This window comes from Ralstonia sp. SA306, assembly GCF_054792405.1.
In genome coordinates this window covers 3,361,547-3,379,811 of sequence record NZ_CP096451.1, presented here as the reverse complement: position 1 = coordinate 3,379,811, position 18,265 = coordinate 3,361,547, and the positions used below count along the sequence as shown (strand labels likewise).

The window sequence follows — 18,265 nt, the reverse complement described above, 5'->3', positions numbered from 1 at the left end:
TCTGCAGGGTTCAGGCGTTGGCGACAACGACTTTGCCGATCATGTTTCCGGCTTCGACCAGCGCATGCGCCTTGATCAAGCTCGCGGCGTTGATGCCATCGATGCGCTGCGTCAAGGTGTGCTTGATGTCCCCGCGATCGACCAGTTCGGCCACGCGCCGCAGCAAGGCGTGTTGTCGGGCGATGGTGGCGGTGGTGAACATGGCGCGCGTGAACATCAGTTCCCAGTGAATCGAAATGGATTTCCCCTTGAACGGGCCGATGTCCAGATCCGCCGGGTCGTCGATGAGGGCGAATTGCCCCTCGGGGCGCAGCACTGCGGCGATCTGCGGTACGTGAGCGGCGCTCTGGTTCAGCCCGGCCACATGCGTGACGTGTTCAATGCCAAGCGCTGCCAGTTGCGGTGCCCACGGTTCACGATGATCGATGACGTGGTGCGCGCCGTGCGCCAGCACCCATTCACGGGTTTCCGGCCGCGAGGCCGTGCCGATCACGGTCATCCCCGTCAGCGCGCGCGCCAGTTGGGTCAGGATGGAACCGACGCCGCCTGCAGCTCCGGTCACCAGCAGCACGTTGTTCTCGGTCGGGTCGGCAGCCTGGACGCGCAGACGATCAAACAGCAGTTCCCACGCAGTGATTGCCGTCAGCGGCAGCGATGCGGCTTGCGCAAAATCCAGCGATGCCGGCATGGGGCCGACGATGCGTTCGTCGACGGCATGCAGTTCGCTGTTGGTGCCAGGCCGCGTGATGTCGCCGGCATACCAGACACGGTCACCTGGCTTGAAGCGCGTGGCCAACGGGCCGGCAGCGCGGACGATGCCCGCTGCATCCCAGCCGGCAATGCGCGCCTGCCCTTCTGGGATGTCTCCGCCCCGCCGGATCTTGGTATCGACCGGGTTGACCGACACCGCTTTGACTTCCACCAGCAGGTCGTGATCGCGAAGCGCAGGCGTCGGCAACTCGATGTCTTGCAGCGCCTGCGGATGGCTGATGGGGTGGTTCTGATAGAAACCGATGGCTTTCATGCACGTTCTCCAGAGAGTGAATGAGGGCCATGCTATCTTTCAGCGATATGCGGATAAACGGGCGGCATGCCCAAACACTTTCGGCATTTCAATGAAAATCATCCGCCTCGATGACGTGCAAATCTTCGTGCACACGGCTGACGCCGGCAGCTTCTCGGAGGCGGCACGCCAACTGAACATCGCACCTGCGCAGGCAAGCGCATCTGTGCAGCGGCTGGAAAAGGCGCTGGACGCCCGCCTGTTCACACGTTCCACGCGCAGCATGCAACTGTCAGAAGCTGGAGAGCGCTACCTGCCGCATGCGCGCGTCATGCTGGGCGCGCGGGAACAAGGCGAACAGGCGCTGGCCGGTGGCCGGGAAGCACTCTCCGGCCCGCTGCGGCTATCGGCTCCGTCCGATTTCGGAAGAAACCTGCTGCTGCCGTGGCTCGACGATTTTCAGCACCAGCACCCCGGCTTATCGGTGCACCTGAAGTTGAGCGACCGTGCGGCCGACCTCATCCGCCAGCCGCTGGACTTTGCCGTGCGCTACGGGGCGCTGCCCGATTCCTCCCTGCTGGCCATCAAACTGCTCGACAACAACCGGCGTGCGTTATGCGCGGCGCCGTCGTACATCGAACGACACGGCGCGCCGACCAAGGTGGATGACCTGCGGCGACACAACTGCCTTCGGTATATCTGGAGCGAGCAAGTCCACGAACGCTGGCGCTTCACGCTACCCGGCGGCGAGCGCACCGTGGCAGTCACAGGAAATCGCGTCAGCGACGATGCCGATGCGGTGCGCCGCTGGGCCATCGCAGGCGAAGGCCTGCTCTATAAATCGCGACTGGACCTCATCGATGATTTGAAGGCCGGCCGATTGGTCGAGATCTTTCCGCAGGAATATGGCGAGCCCGCGCCGCTGCATTTGATTTGCGCCCACCGTGCGCAACTCACACCCGCCATCAAAGCGCTGAGTGCATTCCTGCGCGAACGCTGTATGGCCCTGCTCGCAAGCTACTCGTCGCAAGGTTCGCCATCCGAGTAACTCGGCGGCAACCGACTCTGGCTGAATCCTCTTCGACCTCTTCGACCTGATCGACTGGTCCGCCGCTCCCCCTCTTTGAGCGCGCAAACGTACAACCGTTGCGCCGCCTCTCTCTGCAGGCACGCCCGTGCCTTGTGGCACTCGAAATAAGTTGATCCGTATCAGGCGAATGCCGCCGGAAGGTTTGACAGCTGCGGCCATAGCGCCTTTCATGGTCGTACGTGCTGGTGAAAAAACCGAAAAAAACATTGGGGAGGGACACCATGCGACGTCTCATTACTGCGCTCCGTGCGCTCGCGGGGCTGCTGATCGGTGCGCTTGTGGCGTGGTCGGGACAAGCCAGTGCGGTACCGGCTTTCGCGCGTCAGACCGGGATGGCATGCATGGCGTGCCACGTCAGCTTTCCTGAACTGACCCCCTTCGGCCGCTTCTTCAAGATGACCGGCTATACGCTGGCCAACAACAAGACGATTCCGCTCTCGGGCATGGTGCAGATTTCGCGCACCAACACGCGGACGATCGATCAGGACAACTTCGACTTCGTGCGCAACGGAGACACGGTGCCGCAGCAGGTAAGCCTGTTCTATGCGGGGCGCATTGCGGGGCCCGTGGGTGCCTTCGCTCAGTGGACGTACGACGGTATTGCGCACCACAGCGCGCTGGACAACACCGATATCCGCGCCGCATGGCACCTCACGCGCGAGGACGTCGAGTTCATCTACGGCGTCACGGTCAACAACAACCCGACGGTGTCTGACGTGTGGAACAGCACGCCGGCATTCGGGTATCCCTATGCCGCTCCCAGCATCGGCGTGCCTCCCCTGGCGGGCACCCTTGTCGACGGTGGTTTGGCGCAGCAGGTGGTAGGCGCCAGCGCATACGCATTCTGGCAACGCCATATCTACGCAGAACTGGGCGCCTATCGGACTGCCGATCAGGCCTTCTCTGTGTTCCGCGCTGGGCAGGACACCGCAACCCCGGGCGGCGTTGCGCGCTTGAGCGGCGCGAACCCGTACTGGCGTCTGGCATACAACCAGGAATGGGGCTCGCATTCGGTCATGTTTGGCACGTTCGGGTTGCTGGCCAACCGGTACCCCGACAACACCATGCCGGGCACACCAACCGATCGCTTCAAAGACTATGCGCTCGACGCGCAGTACCAGTACTTGACCATGACCCATGCGTTCACGGCGCAGATGGCATGGATCCACGAGCAACAGAACTGGCGGGCGAGCTTCCCGAGCGGTGGCATCGGCGCGGGCCCCACTCCGGCCAACCCAACCGATCATCTCGATACCTTCAAAGCCAAAGCGTCGTACTACTACCAGCGCAAGTACGGGGGGTCGGTCGCGTACTTTTCAACAACAGGCAACGCAGACCCCGGCCTGTACGCCCAAGCGCCTGTGACCGGTAGCGCCAACGGGCGACCAGACACGCAAGGCGTGATCCTGGAGCTGGACTATTTACCGCATCCGCAGATCAGGCTCGCGTTGCAGTACACGTGGTTCCTGAAGTTCAACGGCGCCCATGCCAATTACGACGGCAACGGCAGAAACGCGGTCGACAACAACACGATTTACCTGCTTGGCTGGTTCATGTTCTAGCCGTAGGTCACGCGCGAAGATGCGAGGGGGGAGAACGCCATGAAAGGATTCCATCAGCCCAGGCGAGTCTGGCTGACCGCGCTGGCAGCGTTGGCGATGATCGGCTGGTCGAACATGGCGGGCGCGCAAGATGGCGAGAAGCTTGCCGCGCAGTTGTGTTCTTCGTGCCATGGGGTGCACGGCAAGAGCGAAGCGCCGATGTTTCCGCGCCTGGACGCACAGGTACCGCAGTACCTGGAAGCGCAGTTGAAAGGCTTCCGCACCCGTGGCCGCGGTGAGACCGATGCACAGGCCTTCATGTGGGGTATTGCATCGCAGCTGGACGACGCAACCATTGCGTCCCTGGCCGAATACTATGCGCGGCAGACTGCACCTGCCGGCCCTGCGGGTGACCCGGCACTGATGGCGCGCGGCAAAGAGATTTTCGAGCACGGCCTGCCTGCGGAAGGCGTACCAGCATGCGCGTCGTGTCATGGGGCGCAAGCGCAGGGCAACGCAACGTTCCCGAGGCTGGCGGGCCAGCATGACGCCTATCTCTTACGGCAGATTGCGGTGTTCAAGAACGGCACGCGCGCCAACGCTCCCGTGATGAGCGCCGTTGCACACACGCTGTCGGACGACCAAGCGAAAGCGGTTGCTGCGTTTTTGCAGGCTCAGTAGCAGGGTGCAGAACCAACCTGGCCTAGGTACTCACCAGCCGACCCCGTGCATGCAGCGAAATCTCGTTGGCCACGATCTGCTCAAGCTCCGGCCACGTCACGGGCAACGGTACAAACACACTGTTATTGTTGTCCGACGAGACGCACAGCTTGATGTGGCTGACGTGGTTGTCCACACCACACCCAACACGAAGGATGCGCGTGGTCGCCCCCGGGTGCCACACCACGTTGCCGAGGAAGTACGTGAGAGCGCCGCCCCGCTCCACTGGGTCGGTGACCAAATCGAACGTGCTGCTCAGGAATGTATGAAGCTCGTCGATCGTCATGTCTGAACGTAGTCCCCGCAGTTCGTCAGCATCCTTCCATCCTCTGCAGTGGTTTGCTTTTTTTTTGAGCGTACCGAGAACGTGCGTTTCTGGCGGGCCATCCCCAAGACCGGCCAGTTCACGGCACAACAGCGCATCGACGGCGCGCCCGCGCGCTGACTGACTTTGCGCGGGGCGTCGGTGCAGATTTCGGATTTGATTGAGGCGGGGGTGTAGGCGTTGCGCTGGGTCTCGCATCGCCGGCCGGGTTGGCGGCGGCGGTGCGGGCCAATGAGGCTGGCCGCTATTGGCCGATAGACATCATCCGGCCCATGGCTGCTCCTCGCGCGCAAAGTTGGGGATTCACGGCGATCTGGCAGAGGCATCAAACGCAGAGTTGGCGAGATGTCTGACCGTCAAATCAACGAATGCAGACAAGCGGTTAAGCCGCCTCAAGTCGCGGTGGTAGCCCATCCAGATCTCGCGATGCGGCGGTTCCACGTCCAGCTCCAGCCGGCGGATACCGAGGGTCTGGTCACCCAGCGGGCGCGGCAGCACCGCAATGCCCATTCCCATCGCGCACATCTGCGCTTTGACGTTCCGGTTGTTCGAATGCAGCGCCACGCCTGCGTTCGGGAACATTTCTCTCAGCCATGCCGTGTCCGGAAACGACCCGCTTAATACATCCGGCGTGATCAGCCGATATCCGCTGCCGTCGCCAGCGATCGGGGCGGGCCCGGTGGCAGACACATAGACGCCATAGCGCATCTGGAGCAACCGCCGCTGGACGATGTCCTGCTCCTCGAACGGGACAATGCGAAACGCTACATCAGCCTCCCGTTGCGCCAGATTGAACAGGCGCGTTCCGGTGAGCACCTCGATCTGGACTTGGGGATATTTGGTCGCATACGCCGCCAGCACCGGAGGCAACACGTAGGCGCCGAACCAGTCGGCGGAGGTCACACGTAGCGTGCCGTCGAGCGCTTGTTGCTTCCCGGCCAGTCTCCGCTCCATCGCCAGCGCGCCCTCTTCGATCTGCTCGGCAAGAGGAAGCACGCCCATCCCTTCTTCTGTCAGAACGAAACCGTCGGCCGTCCGTTGGAACAGCACCTGCCCTGTGGCCTCTTCCAAAGCGCGCAATCGCCGGCCCACGGTCGGGTGGCTCACGCGCAGAGCCCGTGCAGCGGCACCGAGCGTGCCCGTGCGGGCGACAGCAAGAAAGATCCTCACATCACTCCACTCCATGCCACCCCTTACAAAACTGAACGGACAGTGTTCATTATATTCAGTTGATGAACAGTATCGAACGTTGCGAGACTACGCTCCATCGCATGCCGAACGATCGGCTGCAGTCAACGGCCCGGTTGGCTCCGTTCGAGCTGGGGGCCTGACTTCTGGAGAAAGCAACGCAAATGGAAATCGGAATCATCGGCCTTGGTGCGATGGGCCGGGAAATCGCACGCAACCTGGCTGCGGCCGGCCACAAGGTTGTCGCATGGAATCGCTCAGGCGGGAGCGTCGCAGGCTTGCGAATGGTGGATACGCCAATGCAGGCATTGCAAGCCGACATGGCATTGACCATGTTGTCCGACGACTCTGCCATTCGCAGCGTGCTGATGGAAGGCGATCTGCTGGCGCAGGCAAGGCCTGGCTTGGTGCATGTGGTGGCGTCCACGATCTCGGCTGCGTTTTCACAAGAGCTGGCGGATCATCATCGCGCCCGCGGCATCGCCCTTGTCGCAGCGCCGGTACTGGGACGGCCTGATGTCGCTGCGCGGGCCGAACTCAACATTCTTGCCGCCGGTGACCCGGCCGCGATCGATAAGGTCAAGCCAGCGCTGGAGGTGATCGGTAAGCGCATCTGGCGCATGGGCGACGATCCGCGCATGGCCTATGCCGCCAAATTGGCGTGCAACATGATGATCAGCTTCGCGATCGAAGCGATGGCCGAAGCGGTGGTGCTGACCGAAGCGCATGGAGTGCCGCGGGAACGCTTTCTGGAACTGATCCTCGGCACCCTGTTTGGCACGCGCCCCTACCAGACCTACTCCGGCAACATCATCAAGAACGAATACCCGCCAGGCTTCAAGGCCACGCTAGGCCTGAAGGATCTGCGGCTAGCGAAAGAAGCCGCACGGGACGCCAACGGCGAGCTACCTATGCTCGACATCGTTTATGCACGCATGCAGGACGCTGTGGATGCCGGCTACGGCGACCAGGACTGGTCAGCCATGGTCAGAGCCACCTTGGGTGGGAAATGAAGTAGGCGGCCATATTGCTGCCAACCCAAACCGCACTCCCGCTGCGCCGCTTAGACGCCGATGCGGACACCGATATAGAAAAGGCAATCATGAAATACCGACATCCAATGACCAAGCTGTTTGCCCTCTGCAGCCTTCTGGCAATGTCCGTGCTGCTGCAGTCTGCAGCCCACGCGGCCGCTCCCCTTGCACGTAGCTCAGCGCCAGGCTTTTACCGTTTCATGCTGGGCGGCTATGAGATCACCGCACTCAATGACGGCACACTGGAATTGCCGGTTGACCAGTTTCTGACGAACACCACACCGCAGAAGGTCGACGACGTGCTGGCAGAGGATTACCTGCAAAGTCCGCTCGAAACGTCCTACAACGCCTTCCTGATCAATACGGGTCCGAAACTGATTCTGATCGATACCGGCGCAGGCAACCTCTTCGGCCCGCGCCTGGGGAGGCTGGCAGCCAACATGAAGGCCTCCGGTTACGCGCCGTCCCAGGTGGATGAAATCTACATCACGCACATGCACGCAGACCATATTGGTGGGCTGACGACGGATGGAGACATGCGCTTTTCCAATGCGATCGTCCGCGTCAATCGTGGTGAGCTGGATTACTGGCTGAGCGAGGCGAACATGGCCAAGGCGCCAGAGGGCAATCGCGGCGACCAAAAAGGCAGCTATCGCCGCGCCATGACGATCATGGAGCCCTACATCAGGGCAGGCCGCGTGCGGCCGTTTGACGGCAACCAAGAGCTGAGCCCCGGCATCCATGCGTACCAGAGCGCTGGACATACACCCGGGCACGTGGGTTACATGATCGAGAGCCAAGGAAGTCGCTTGATGGTCGTGGGCGACATCGTGCATGTCGCGGCCATTCAGTTTGAGGATCCGACGGTCACCGTTTCGTTCGATAGCAACAGCCCATTGGCCGAACAGGAACGCATCAAGGAATTCACCCGCATCGCCAAGGACAAGATACTTTTCGCCGCCGCCCACGTTCCTTTTCCGGGACTAGGGCATTTGCAGACGGATAAGCATGGCTTCCGTTGGATTCCTCTCAACTACTCGGCTGGGAAATAAGTCACTACGATTTCCATCGTCGTATGCCTTCGGGCAACTGGTCCAGGCTAGTTTCGGCAGGGGAGCGCAGCGCGCCGACTAAATAAGTCCCAAGCCCGACCGCAATGCGCGTAGATTGGGCATCAGGCGCTGACCCTGTCAGCGCACTCGGCAGTCCGTGCAGAGCCTTCGATGCCGACCTTGCCGTTCTTCGCGGCGTTCGCTGCGGGAACGATAAGAGCCTAAGGCGGTTCACCCCTTTACGGCGGGACGTGTTCTGAAGCTAGAGCTGAGATCCTGGCGCAAGGAAATAGCGCACCCCGGAGGCAATATGACACGCACCACCGAGTATCGCGGCTTTCAGATTCATGTGGATCTCGTTGAGACGTCTGAAGACATGTTTGATCTGTGGTTCCGGATCGAAGGCCCCCTTGAGACCGCTGGCGTGATAGCGCTGGGCAAGCGGATCAAGATTCATGGGGGACCCTTTTCCAAGCGTTGGGCGCACTTGGTAGGAGAGGTGGCGGGGCGCGCCGCGGTGGACGTCATTCTTGGCCCCGAGGATGTACCTCCGGCCACGCAGGAATGGTAGGCAGCGCAGGTGCCTTACCAAGTGCAGATTGCTTGGTCGGTCGCCATTGGCATATCGGCCTTCAGCTCAGCGCTTGTGAGCGCTTGAACCTCGACGCGAGGGCGAGTCGGCTCGACATCGCCAAAGATCATTGCGATGGGCACTTCAGTGGCATCGCGCCCGGTACCAATCCGCAGGAGCCCCATGGGCATCGATCCGTTTGATGGATCGAGCAGATTCCACTGGTTGCCCAGGTACACCTCTACAAATGCATGGAAGTCATTGGGGCCGAGAGCAGGGTCGGCTCCGTAGTTGACGCTCGTCGCGAAACGGGCCGGTATGCTTAGCGCGCGACACAACGCGATCATCAGATGGGCGTAGTCCCGGCATACACCATGCCGATCCACCAATGTGCCCACCGCAGAGGTTTGCTCGCTCGTCGATAGCGGGATGAACTGCACATACCGGCAGACCCAATCCCGAATCGCAAGGACAAGCGCATACCCGCGCTGATACCCGCCAAACTCGCGGCGCGCCAATGCCATGAGGCGGTCGGATTCGCAATAGCGGCTGGGCGCCAGGAAGGGAATAACATCCAGCGGCAAATCCGCAATGCGAACTTCAAACAATGACTGCGGCGGTTTGAGCAAGTGGCGCATCTCAACGGTGGCCACATAGTTGATGGCGAGATAGCCACGCGGTGCTCGCACCCGTAGATGACGATTCAGTAAGGTCGGTTCCGTCTGAAGCGTGGTCGGAATCGCGGGGGTCAGTTGCAGTGATTCGGCAACGATTGTCTGCCGCGCGGTCTGCGCCGCGTGAAAATTGAAGATGAAGTCTGCGGCCTGATCGCGAATCTCATAAGCCAGGCAGATTGAGTACTGCATTCGAACCATTCGACCTCCTGACGCCCGGCATGGCTGGGTCGTTTGCGTAGACGGTGGCCCTTGAGAGCGCCACCGGACAGACCTTCCGATTTGACCTCATGGAACGGTCTACTCGCCGGCCATAGATTGGCCCGGCACGAGCCCATTGATGATGTCCTCTGCGCCCTGCGTGGCCGCGCGCTTCGCAGCGCCTACGTTGTCCCATGGCTCGCCTCTTAGACGAAAGACGCGGGAGCGCTCATCGTCCATCGTCTCGCCTTCAAGACAGATGACGACCGAGACGCTGTACGCGCGGTCGGGGCGTTTCTCGTGCCACTCGCGCGGCGGGTTGAATGGGTAAATCAGGGGGTAAATCGCGAACCCTTTGTAGAAGGATGTCGGGTAGGTATCCATGGTGGATCTCCCATAGGAAAAGCAAGCAGGCCGGGGCTACGCCCTTGGTGCTCTGATGGCAAGGCGAGAATGCCCGGGGGCGGTGAATGCGAGCCGTGCTGAAAAACGACTCGGAGAGGCAGCTTGGGAGGCTGGATCGAGGTAGAACGTCCGCGACGCGTCGATCAGAGGCGAGGCAAATTTCTCTTGTGCCGGGGCCGACGATGCGCCCCGCTGATATCCGTACCCCACTCTACTCCGATATCCGTAGCGTGGGCGCCGGTATTTCTTGAAGCGCTGCGCGTCGCATTGCGCGCTGTGATGCCGCGGGTTGCCAAGTCAGCAATGCAAGTCGTTCATCCGCAGAACTATCACCCTTACCGCGCCCCATCTGCGCGGCATTCCCGCCCGTCACGGGAATGCGTCAATCTGTTTTTATTGGCCGTAGCCACGCCGCTCTACGGCGGCAAGTACATCCCACGTTTGCGGATCAACATCGCGGCCCCCGAGCGACATCGACACGTAGGCATCAATCGCATCGACAAAGCCTTTGATGAAGGCCGGCGGAAATGCGTGCGCGGACAAATGTTGAAGCTGCTCGCGCAGCATGCCCGGCCGGCACTGGCCGTGTGAGCGCATGGCGGTGCGTGTGCGCTTCAGATATGCCTGCGCTGCAATGGCGCCGTTCAGGTAGGTGCGGTTTTTGGTGAGCCTGCCTGTGTCGGATGACGTGGGCGGTGGGGGTTGCGATGTTGGCGGAGATGGATACGACGCGGGGCGCGTCTCGTCTGCAATAGGCATGGGAGCCTCCGTGAGTGTTGACTGGAGGTCCGCCTTCTCGTCGCCAGACGAAGGTGGCGGGCCTGACGGCGGGGCTGGCGAACCGGTACTCACGGCAACCGGCAGACCTTGCGGTCTCCCCACCCGGCCCGCCGTAGGAGGCATGCGCGAGTGTGCCCGAACGTATCCGCCAAGCGGACGCTCGTTGTGAGTATGTCGGATCGCCAGACCCGGCTACCGTTGGTGCGGCAGCGGGATGGATTATAGCGACGGGGGCAGCGGCGAAAGTTGGATTATTGATTCGCCAGCAGCGACGGTCGGAAGGTCACGCTCCGGCCTCAAACAGTGGCGCTTCACCCTCAGGGAGTGGAACGCGAGGGTCAAACACTGGCGTTTCACTGTTTGAGGGTCAAGCGTCAGTGTCAAAGCGTCGAATTCCACCCTCTGAGGGTCGCGTTTGAGCCTCAAACACTCGAACTTCACTGTCTGAGGGTCGAGCGTCAGTCTCAGAGAGTCGAATTCGATAGTCCGAGGCTCGCGCTTCTCGCTCCAACACTCGAACGGCGTGAGCGGGCTTGCCCGCCCCATGTGCGAGCGGTTTCCCGTCAAAAGTTGTGTACAGCATTGCGATACGCCGCAGCGGTAGCCAACCTCACCGGGTTGTGCCAATCGGCATGACGTTGATATCCGCTTTAGAAGGAACGCAATGTCTCAGAACTTGATCTCGTTTCAACCCAGCGCCACCGACCTGACCGCCATTGACGGTGCGCTGAAGACACTGGAAGAAAAGCTCGTCGGCCTGATTGGCCTGTCAGTCGAGCAGCGCAGCACGCTCATGAAGATGGGCGACAAGTCAGAAGCGTTCTGCCGCCAGGCAGTGGAACTGCTGAGCAACAACCCCGGCGTGCTTCCTGCCAATTTCAACCTGCAGGAAATGCGACGTGACTTGGTGGGCTTTGACACCCTGCGCCCTCGCCTCGCCCGCGTGGAGAAGTTGCTGGAAAGGATGCAGGATTCGCAACTGGCGATGGGCAGTGATCTGATGACAGCCGCGCTGGAGGGTTACACGTACCTGAAGGTTGCGGGCAAAGGGGAAGGATTGGAATCGGCGCGACGGACGTTATCGGCGCGGTTTAGTCGGGGGCCACGGAAGAAGGTGGAGGAGGTGGCTGGGGAGTGAGGTGAGGGGCTGCTGATGGTTTGATGGCGGCCTAGATGGGAGAAAGCCCGCGATGCTTTTTGGGGTCGCGGGCTTTTTTGTTGGACATCGTTTGGGCATCTCTGTGCATTCAACTAAAGGAAACGACGGCCCGGTGCGATACGAACAAAGTGCTCGGCGCGGCGCACGATTACCCCGTCCTTCACGATTTCGCAAATCATTTTGTGGCGCCCCCTGAAGGCGGTCGACGTCCAATAGGGCTCACCAGCGCCTTTCATTTTGTCGTGCGTAAGCTGCCCTGCCTCTTGCGCCTCGTGGCCCTCGTTACGCACGGACCAGCGAACGTTGTAAGGAGGAGCGACTCCCTCCGGTTTCGCAGTGAACCGGAGATGGATGCCCTTAGGCAAGAAGGAGTCGTTGATGTGCTGTTTATAGACTGCCCCCTCGCTTTTCTTGGCAAGCCAACACTCAATGGCCAATCCCGCAGCCGCCACAACAGAAGATGCAGCGGCTTTCCTAGCGCTGGACCAATAGTCATGCCAAAAAATAGCGTCCCACGCGCCCAGCGCTTGTTTCAGCGTGCAGCCAGCCTCATACAGGACCTCCAGGCTCGGCAGCTTCTCCTCTAGTGCGTCCCGTAACCGCTCCACCTCCCCGCGTCGGCGGTCTGACGCCGTAAAGTAGACGCCCGGCTGAACCGGGTTCTCCACCTCAATGGAGCCTTTCAGCCGCACAAGAAGCGCCTTAAGAGTATCGACCAGAGCAATATCGTCACGCGACGTATGCGGCTTGTAGACCTCGCACACAAGGCTCGTGATAACAATGCCGCCCGGCAGAACCCATGCCGACCGAGACCGTGCAAATGCCTTCACGAAACGGACGATGCGACGCAACTGCCCTTTCGGCACTGACACCGATGAGCCCAGAACAGTCTGCAAGAACGTGGGTGGGCTTTGGGAATCCACTTGGCGAGTGAACCAATCTGTGTATGCCATAGGGTCACGCTCGGCCCACTCGTCTCCACCAGCATGTTCGATCACTGTTGTGCCCAACCAGTCCGTCCGGCGCCGGTACACTGCAAAATCGATGTGATAGCCGTCGGCATACCAGATCGTGACGGCGTTCTTTCGGGCCTCCGGCTCTTTGGTGAAGTTAGAACACTTCTCAAGGAGGGCATCGCGCACGCGCGCCCTGGCATCAGCGGCACCGTCGGGGAGATCGTCCTTTTCAAAAATGACGGCTACATCGATGTCGTAGTCGGTGTGCTCGCATTGATTTAGGGTGTGCATGGCATAGCTACCCTGGTTCTTGCTGTCAGCAAACGTTCCGCAAACAACGCCCTTTTTTTCTCCCAGGGCCTTCAACCCATCAGTTAAGCGCTGGAGATTCAGATCGCGGTAGCCGCCCAGATCGTTGCGCAGCTTCGCCCCTAGCCGGACGTGGTTTTCGTAGAAAGTGTTCAGATTCTTCGATACATCAAACATTGCGCTTATCCCCCGCAATCCAAAGTTGGCCCGGATCGCTGTCAGCGGCCACCAAATCCACCGCCCAGTAGTAGGGCGGCGAGCTTCGTTGCGAATAGTTGTAGGCGAGCACAGAGCGGTGCATGGTGCGGCTCACCATCTGACCCAGACGGAAGGAGACTGACATGGGTGTCGCGGCGAAGACGTGTTGGGTCGTCGCAGGATTCTCGTTATGAATTCGGTCCACGGCCTCTCGAAACGCGTTTGCAATCGCACGAGCCTGGTCGTGATGTGTGACCACGCCGCGCTTTGGCTCCTCGATGCTCACTACGAAGTGCCGGTACGGTCTGTCAATAGTCTGTTCAATGTCGGCCTTGGCTACTCTAGCGCTCACATCCACTTGGATCACTGCATCAGGGCCTCCCACCGGCCCGCCCATATCGGCTAGCTTCACACCTAGATCTGGTCCATCGCTGTCCAGCAACGGGTTCCAGTCACCAGCAGCAGAGGCCCCATCCAACTCATATAGTCGGACGGGTTGTTTCGTCGACACCGCTGAACCGGCGTGCATCGCAAGGGGAATGTGGGTGATTCCGAAATAGGCTACCGTCGCCTTGGAATGAGCACGCAACTGTGCAGAGACGTCACGATAGAGATTGCGCTGAAGAGCGAGCGCGCTGCGAACGTCAAGGACTCCATTCTCGAAATGCGGTGACGCGTCCATGTGTACTTGGTGGAAGCCTTCGGCCGCCGCAACCGGATCCACGCGATCAAAGAGTCCAGCGTGTTGGAAGGATTGGTGGCAGATGGCGATAAGCTCCGCAGGGGCATTCACCTCTAGCAGGGCTAGATGCAGCGAGCGGAAGTGCTCCCGTGCCACCTTCTTGTGATCTTTCAAGATGGCCAACAGTTGATCCCAACCGAAGACCCGAACCGGGAATTTTCCGACCTTGGCATGAGCCTCCGTGATGAGTCTGGCCTCCTCTTGTACCGCCACATCGGCAACTCCACTTGTAACCAAGTAGTAGCAACTAAGAGCCGGCTTGAATTTCAGTGCTTTCTCGACTTCCTTGCGCAACTCCGCCTTAGTTACCGAATGCCCATAGCGGCCGTCTTTTCCCTTGCATTGAACACCCTCCGTCTTTCCGGTTTTCACGTTCGTGCCGTATACGTCGACCCCCGCTTGGGCTTGGCCAGCACGTCCGTTCATTTCTGCCGTGGGATCATTCCAATGCGCCGCGAACAAGTCGCGGGTGAATCTTTCGAATGCCTGCCAATCGGCAGGCTGAGGAAGTTGATATGCTCCGAAAGCCAAGGGGTTCCTCTCTGGTAGGTATATCCGTGCGAGCAGCTTCGTGGGGCCGCCCGCCATCCGTTGCTTCCCGATTGACATCAGAGCAGCAGGCTGCGAATACCGCTCTCGAACAGTTGCATTGGATGTTATGTGCCGCTACGTGTTCTACTACCCGCGCGACCTGCATTCGCTTCGTGGCAATCGCCAAGGAAGAATCCGATTTCTCACGAGCTGCAAGTCTCTACATTGCGACACATCAGCAACGCAGCTCATTCATCCGCTTACGAACGTAGTTCAAGTTGTCCCGCCACGGAGACATCTGCTGCGTGGTCACAGACAGCCGCAAAATCCCATCTCGATCCGCCTTAAGCCGCGCGCATTCCGCGTTCGTAGCGCTGACCTGCTGCTGAACAGCTATCTGCTCAGCCGCCAAGTCCCGATCCCGCTGCGCCATCCGCTGATCCCACTGCCGCGCAAGCTGCTCTTCCGCGCGCTTCGCTGCTGCTGCAGCCTCTTCCATCTCACGCTGACGAGCGTTGCTGGGTGCCTCGGTAGACGCATTGCCGACGAGTGCGCGCATCGCCTGCCCGCACGGCGCTTCCGTGTAGACCGTCTGTCCGTTAATCACGCATTTGTTCACGCCAGCGGCAGGCGTGGTGGCGCGTGCCGTGGGCTGCTGCGCAGCAGGCATGGGCTGGCGCGGTGGCAGTGTCGTGGTGGGCGCCGGCTGTGTTGAAGCAGCCTGCTGGCTCGGTGCGGCCGTGCCATTGCCGGTGAGCCGCAATTGCTTCGCAGCGATGTAGACGACCAGAAGAACGGCCACCCACAGCATCAAGGAAACGATCCAGTGCACGCCCTGCTTGTCACCCTGAGGCGGCTTGCCATACCAGCGGGCGTATTCCTTCTGCCAGTCGGGATTGCGCAGCTGCGGCTCTCGACGGCCTCTGAACCAATCGCGACCTTGTACTCCCACGACCCTCACCCCTTTCTATGGCGGCTTGTTTGTTATTTGCTGGAACCGCGCCGGACATAATCCGCTGGCCGGATATAAGTGGTGCTCCTGCTTCCGGCGAACACCTACGCTACAACGAATTTATCCGGCGCGAAATGCCACAAATTGGGGTATCGCACGCGCGCCTTGCTGAGGCTCAAAAATAGATAACGCCTCGCAGCTGCCGAACGCCCTTCCCCGGCTCTTCGCCTGTCTCGATGTTTCTCGTTGATTTTTAAGGGGAAAGCGCCATGGCTGGAGCGGCGGTATTTTTGAGCCACACCCCGGGCGCTACCTCGGTCGTAAATCGAAAGAGGTAAGCACCTGCATTACACCAACCGATACGGCGCCCAGGAAGAATGCGATGGAGTCGAAAAATGCGGGCAATAAAAAACCCGCGAGGCTCATCGCTTCGCGGGTTTTTTGGGGCATCGCTGATCAAACGCTGCCAATAACTTGGTGGACCGAAGGAGGATCGAACTCCCGACCTCCGCATTGCGAACGCGGCGCTCTCCCAGCTGAGCTATCGGCCCGTGGAAAATGAGTCTACCCGAACTTCCGGGGCGCTTTCAATCGGGGCTCAACCTGCGTTTTCCATGCCCGCATTGCCTTCCATGCCGACAATGCGCGGCGTGTTGAGCGGCCCGGCGGTCACTTCGCGCTGGTCGCGCAGCCAGTCGGCCAGCACGTCCCACACGGGGCGGCCGCCAGCCTTGCGCGCTTCGGGCGACACGGCAGCCCAGCCGGCCACTTTGTAGCGGCGGTCGGCGTCGATGGGCTGGCCGTCACCGGGGCCCAGGCGCATGTCGGTAATGCGCTGGCCCATGGGCTTCATCGGGTCGATGGTGTAGCGCAGGCCACCGGTGCGCACCATGTCGCCGCCCTGCTGGTAGTACGGGTCTGGGTTGAACAGGTTGTCGGCCACGTCTTCCAGCACGGTCTTGATGGTCGCGCCGGTCATCTCGGTGAGCGTGGTGGCGGGGTATGTGATGGCGGTCTGGGCCATCAGCGCTTCCACGGTCAGTGCGTCGCCGGGCAGCAGCGTGGTGCCCCAGCGGAAACCGGGCGAGAAGGCAATCTCGGCGCCCTGCGCGTGCATGAGGCCATCAACGATGAGCTGGTCGAACGTGCCGTTAAAGTTGCCGCGCCGGTACAGCAGGCCACGGTTGGTGGCGAGCGTTTCGCCCAGTTTGTCTTGGTACGGCGCACGCACGCGGTTGATCAGCGCCGTCATGGCCGGATCGGGCGGCAGCAGATCGGCAAACACGGGCAGCAGCGTATAGCGGATGTCTCGCACGGTGCCGCCGCGCACATCCAGATCGAGCACGCCGACAAACTTGCCGTTGGCGCCCGCGTTGGTAACGAGCGTCACGCCGCCCGGGTTGCTGACCTTGACGGGCGCGGGCACCGCATCGTGCGTATGCCCGCCGAGGATGGCATCCAACCCACGCACGCGCGAGGCGAGCTTCAGGTCGACATCCATGCCGTTGTGCGACAGCAGCACGACCACCTTGGCGCCCTTGCCGCGCGCCTCGTCAATCATCTTCTGCAGCCGCTCTTCCTGAATGCCGAACGTCCAGTCGGGCGTGAAATCGGCCGGATGCGCGATGGGCGTGTACGGAAACGCCTGCCCGATGATGGCCACCGGCACGCCGTTCAGCTCGCGCAGCACATACGGGTCGAATACCGGATCACCAAAGTCTGCCGTCTGGATGTTCTGCGCGACAAAGGCGACCTTGTTCTTGAAGTCGTGATCGACCACGTGGCGCACGCGGTCTGCGCCGTAGGTCATCTCCCAGTGCGGGGTCATGACATCCACGCCCAGCGCGAGGGCGGCGTCGACCATGTCCTGGCCGTTCGTCCACAACGCGGTGGCGGAGCCCTGCCAGGTGTCGCCGCCGTCGAGCAGCAGCGCATTGGGGCGCGTGGCGCGCAGGCGCTTGATGAGCGTGGCCAGATGCGCGAAGCCGCCCATGCGGCCGTAACGGCGCGCAGCCTCGGTAAAGTCGAGCGACGTGAACGCGTGCGCGGCGCGCGAGCCGGGCGCGATGCCGTACCGCTTGAGCAGCGCGTGCCCCACCAGATGCGGCGGCTGCCCGGCCCATTGCGCCACGCCCAGGTTGACGCTGGGCTCGCGGTATTCGATGGGCAGCAACTGCGCGTGGCAGTCGGTGAAGTGCAGCAGGTGGACGTTGCCGAAACGGGGTACGTCGTAGCTGAACGTGTCAGCGTGGGCGTCGGTCAGACGCAGGCCGGCGGCGGCGGCAATCGCCAGGGCTTGAACGAATTCGCGGCGGTTCATGGTGTGTTGCTGTGCGCGTAGCGAGCCAGGTCGGCCACGTCGTCTTCAAGCATCTCGCCAACTTCCTTGCGCACCACACGCCCCTTGGCGTCGAGCACGAGCAGTTCGGGCAGGCCCTTGCGCGGGCCGGTGGCGGCGCACAGCGCGTCGGTTTCCATCGTCACCGGAAAGGTGAAGTTGCGCTTGGCGACGTAGTCTTTCGCGAGCTGGGGGTTGGCGTCGATGCTGATGGTGAGAATGCGCAGGTCAGTACCGCGCGTGGCGTCGACCAGCTTTTGCAGGCGTGGGTTCTGCAGCGCGCAGAACGGGCACCACGATGCCCACGTGGCGATGATGACCGGGTGCCCGCGCCACGCGTCGCCCGGCACGCGCGTGCCGTCGAGCAATTGCAGGTCGGGCAGCGCAACCACATCGCCCACTTCAACGGCCTGTGCATGATTGGCAAACTGCGTGGCGGCAAACACCATCACCGCTGCCGCCCACATCAGGAACCGTCGAAGCGCGTGCATGGCGT

General features: G+C 61.3%; 18 protein-coding genes and 1 tRNA gene. 7 read left to right on the top strand and 12 right to left on the bottom strand.

What is annotated here, in order from left to right:
* Positions 1–10: 10 nt before the first annotated feature.
* Complete coding sequence (locus M1D44_RS15995) at positions 11–1,024, bottom strand: zinc-binding alcohol dehydrogenase family protein (protein WP_316853979.1); 1,014 nt, start codon at positions 1,022–1,024, stop codon at positions 11–13.
* 97 nt (positions 1,025–1,121) lie between these two features.
* Between M1D44_RS15995 and M1D44_RS15990 the strand changes: the two genes are divergently transcribed.
* From M1D44_RS15990 to M1D44_RS15980, 3 genes are all read left to right on the top strand, one after another.
* Positions 1,122–2,051 (top strand): LysR family transcriptional regulator, encoded by a 930-nt coding sequence (locus tag M1D44_RS15990; protein ID WP_316854079.1) that lies wholly within the window; start codon positions 1,122–1,124, stop codon positions 2,049–2,051.
* 263 nt (positions 2,052–2,314) lie between these two features.
* A complete protein-coding gene (locus tag M1D44_RS15985; RefSeq protein ID WP_316853978.1) occupies positions 2,315–3,655 on the top strand; it encodes a cytochrome C in 1,341 nt (446 codons plus the stop codon).
* Positions 3,656–3,694: 39 nt separating this feature from the next.
* Positions 3,695–4,315, top strand: a complete 621-nt coding sequence (locus tag M1D44_RS15980) for a c-type cytochrome (RefSeq protein ID WP_024977312.1) — start codon at positions 3,695–3,697, stop codon at positions 4,313–4,315.
* A 22-nt stretch (positions 4,316–4,337) separates the two neighbouring features.
* Here M1D44_RS15980 and M1D44_RS15975 read toward each other — a convergent pair whose 3' ends face one another.
* Together M1D44_RS15975 and M1D44_RS15970 are read right to left on the bottom strand one after the other, a co-directional pair.
* Positions 4,338–4,640, bottom strand: coding sequence for a hypothetical protein (locus M1D44_RS15975; protein WP_316853977.1), 303 nt, complete (start codon positions 4,638–4,640; stop codon positions 4,338–4,340).
* Positions 4,641–4,982: 342 nt separating this feature from the next.
* Positions 4,983–5,864, bottom strand: a complete 882-nt coding sequence (locus M1D44_RS15970) for a LysR family transcriptional regulator (protein ID WP_316684511.1) — start codon at positions 5,862–5,864, stop codon at positions 4,983–4,985.
* A 167-nt stretch (positions 5,865–6,031) separates the two neighbouring features.
* On the opposite strand from M1D44_RS15970, the gene M1D44_RS15965 reads away from it, so the two are divergent.
* The 3 genes from M1D44_RS15965 (at position 6,032) to M1D44_RS15955 (ending at position 8,524) form a co-directional block, all read left to right on the top strand.
* On the top strand, positions 6,032–6,880 hold the full coding sequence (locus M1D44_RS15965; protein WP_316853976.1) for an NAD(P)-dependent oxidoreductase: 849 nt from the start codon (positions 6,032–6,034) through the stop codon (positions 6,878–6,880).
* A 14-nt stretch (positions 6,881–6,894) separates the two neighbouring features.
* On the top strand, positions 6,895–7,953 hold the full coding sequence (locus M1D44_RS15960; protein ID WP_316853975.1) for an MBL fold metallo-hydrolase: 1,059 nt from the start codon (positions 6,895–6,897) through the stop codon (positions 7,951–7,953).
* Between the two features lie 310 nt (positions 7,954–8,263).
* A complete protein-coding gene (locus M1D44_RS15955) occupies positions 8,264–8,524 on the top strand; it encodes a hypothetical protein (RefSeq protein WP_024977307.1) in 261 nt (86 codons plus the stop codon).
* A 14-nt stretch (positions 8,525–8,538) separates the two neighbouring features.
* On the opposite strand, the gene M1D44_RS15950 is transcribed toward M1D44_RS15955, so the two are convergent.
* The 3 genes from M1D44_RS15950 to M1D44_RS15940 all read right to left on the bottom strand — a co-directional run bounded on the left by M1D44_RS15950 (position 8,539) and on the right by M1D44_RS15940 (position 10,563).
* A complete protein-coding gene (locus M1D44_RS15950) occupies positions 8,539–9,399 on the bottom strand; it encodes a transglutaminase-like domain-containing protein (protein WP_316853974.1) in 861 nt (286 codons plus the stop codon).
* A 99-nt stretch (positions 9,400–9,498) separates the two neighbouring features.
* Complete coding sequence (locus tag M1D44_RS15945; RefSeq protein WP_024977305.1) at positions 9,499–9,783, bottom strand: hypothetical protein; 285 nt, start codon at positions 9,781–9,783, stop codon at positions 9,499–9,501.
* Positions 9,784–10,197: 414 nt separating this feature from the next.
* Positions 10,198–10,563, bottom strand: a complete 366-nt coding sequence (locus tag M1D44_RS15940) for a hypothetical protein (RefSeq protein ID WP_316684507.1) — start codon at positions 10,561–10,563, stop codon at positions 10,198–10,200.
* 685 nt (positions 10,564–11,248) lie between these two features.
* On the opposite strand from M1D44_RS15940, the gene M1D44_RS15935 reads away from it, so the two are divergent.
* Complete coding sequence (locus M1D44_RS15935) at positions 11,249–11,722, top strand: hypothetical protein (protein ID WP_024977302.1); 474 nt, start codon at positions 11,249–11,251, stop codon at positions 11,720–11,722.
* A 113-nt stretch (positions 11,723–11,835) separates the two neighbouring features.
* On the opposite strand, the gene M1D44_RS15930 is transcribed toward M1D44_RS15935, so the two are convergent.
* The 6 genes from M1D44_RS15930 to M1D44_RS15905 form a co-directional block, all read right to left on the bottom strand.
* Positions 11,836–13,185 carry a nucleotide-binding domain-containing protein gene (locus M1D44_RS15930; protein WP_316853973.1) on the bottom strand — a complete coding sequence of 450 codons (1,350 nt, stop codon included), beginning with the start codon at positions 13,183–13,185 and terminating at the stop codon, positions 11,836–11,838.
* Positions 13,178–14,479, bottom strand: a complete 1,302-nt coding sequence (locus tag M1D44_RS15925; protein ID WP_316853972.1) for an SAVED domain-containing protein — start codon at positions 14,477–14,479, stop codon at positions 13,178–13,180. The genes M1D44_RS15930 and M1D44_RS15925 overlap by 8 nt, the downstream gene beginning before the upstream one ends.
* A gap of 235 nt (positions 14,480–14,714) precedes the next feature.
* Positions 14,715–15,311, bottom strand: a complete 597-nt coding sequence (locus tag M1D44_RS15920; RefSeq protein WP_316853971.1) for a hypothetical protein — start codon at positions 15,309–15,311, stop codon at positions 14,715–14,717.
* Between the two features lie 595 nt (positions 15,312–15,906).
* A tRNA-Ala gene (locus M1D44_RS15915) sits at positions 15,907–15,982 on the bottom strand.
* A 47-nt stretch (positions 15,983–16,029) separates the two neighbouring features.
* The gene (gene soxB / locus M1D44_RS15910) at positions 16,030–17,751 is read right to left on the bottom strand and encodes a thiosulfohydrolase SoxB (protein ID WP_316853970.1); all 1,722 of its coding nucleotides are present in this window, start codon (positions 17,749–17,751) and stop codon (positions 16,030–16,032) included.
* Positions 17,748–18,260 carry a TlpA family protein disulfide reductase gene (locus M1D44_RS15905; RefSeq protein WP_428984672.1) on the bottom strand — a complete coding sequence of 171 codons (513 nt, stop codon included), beginning with the start codon at positions 18,258–18,260 and terminating at the stop codon, positions 17,748–17,750. Before M1D44_RS15905 ends, soxB begins: the two co-directional genes overlap by 4 nt.
* Between the last annotated feature and the right edge of the window lie 5 nt (positions 18,261–18,265).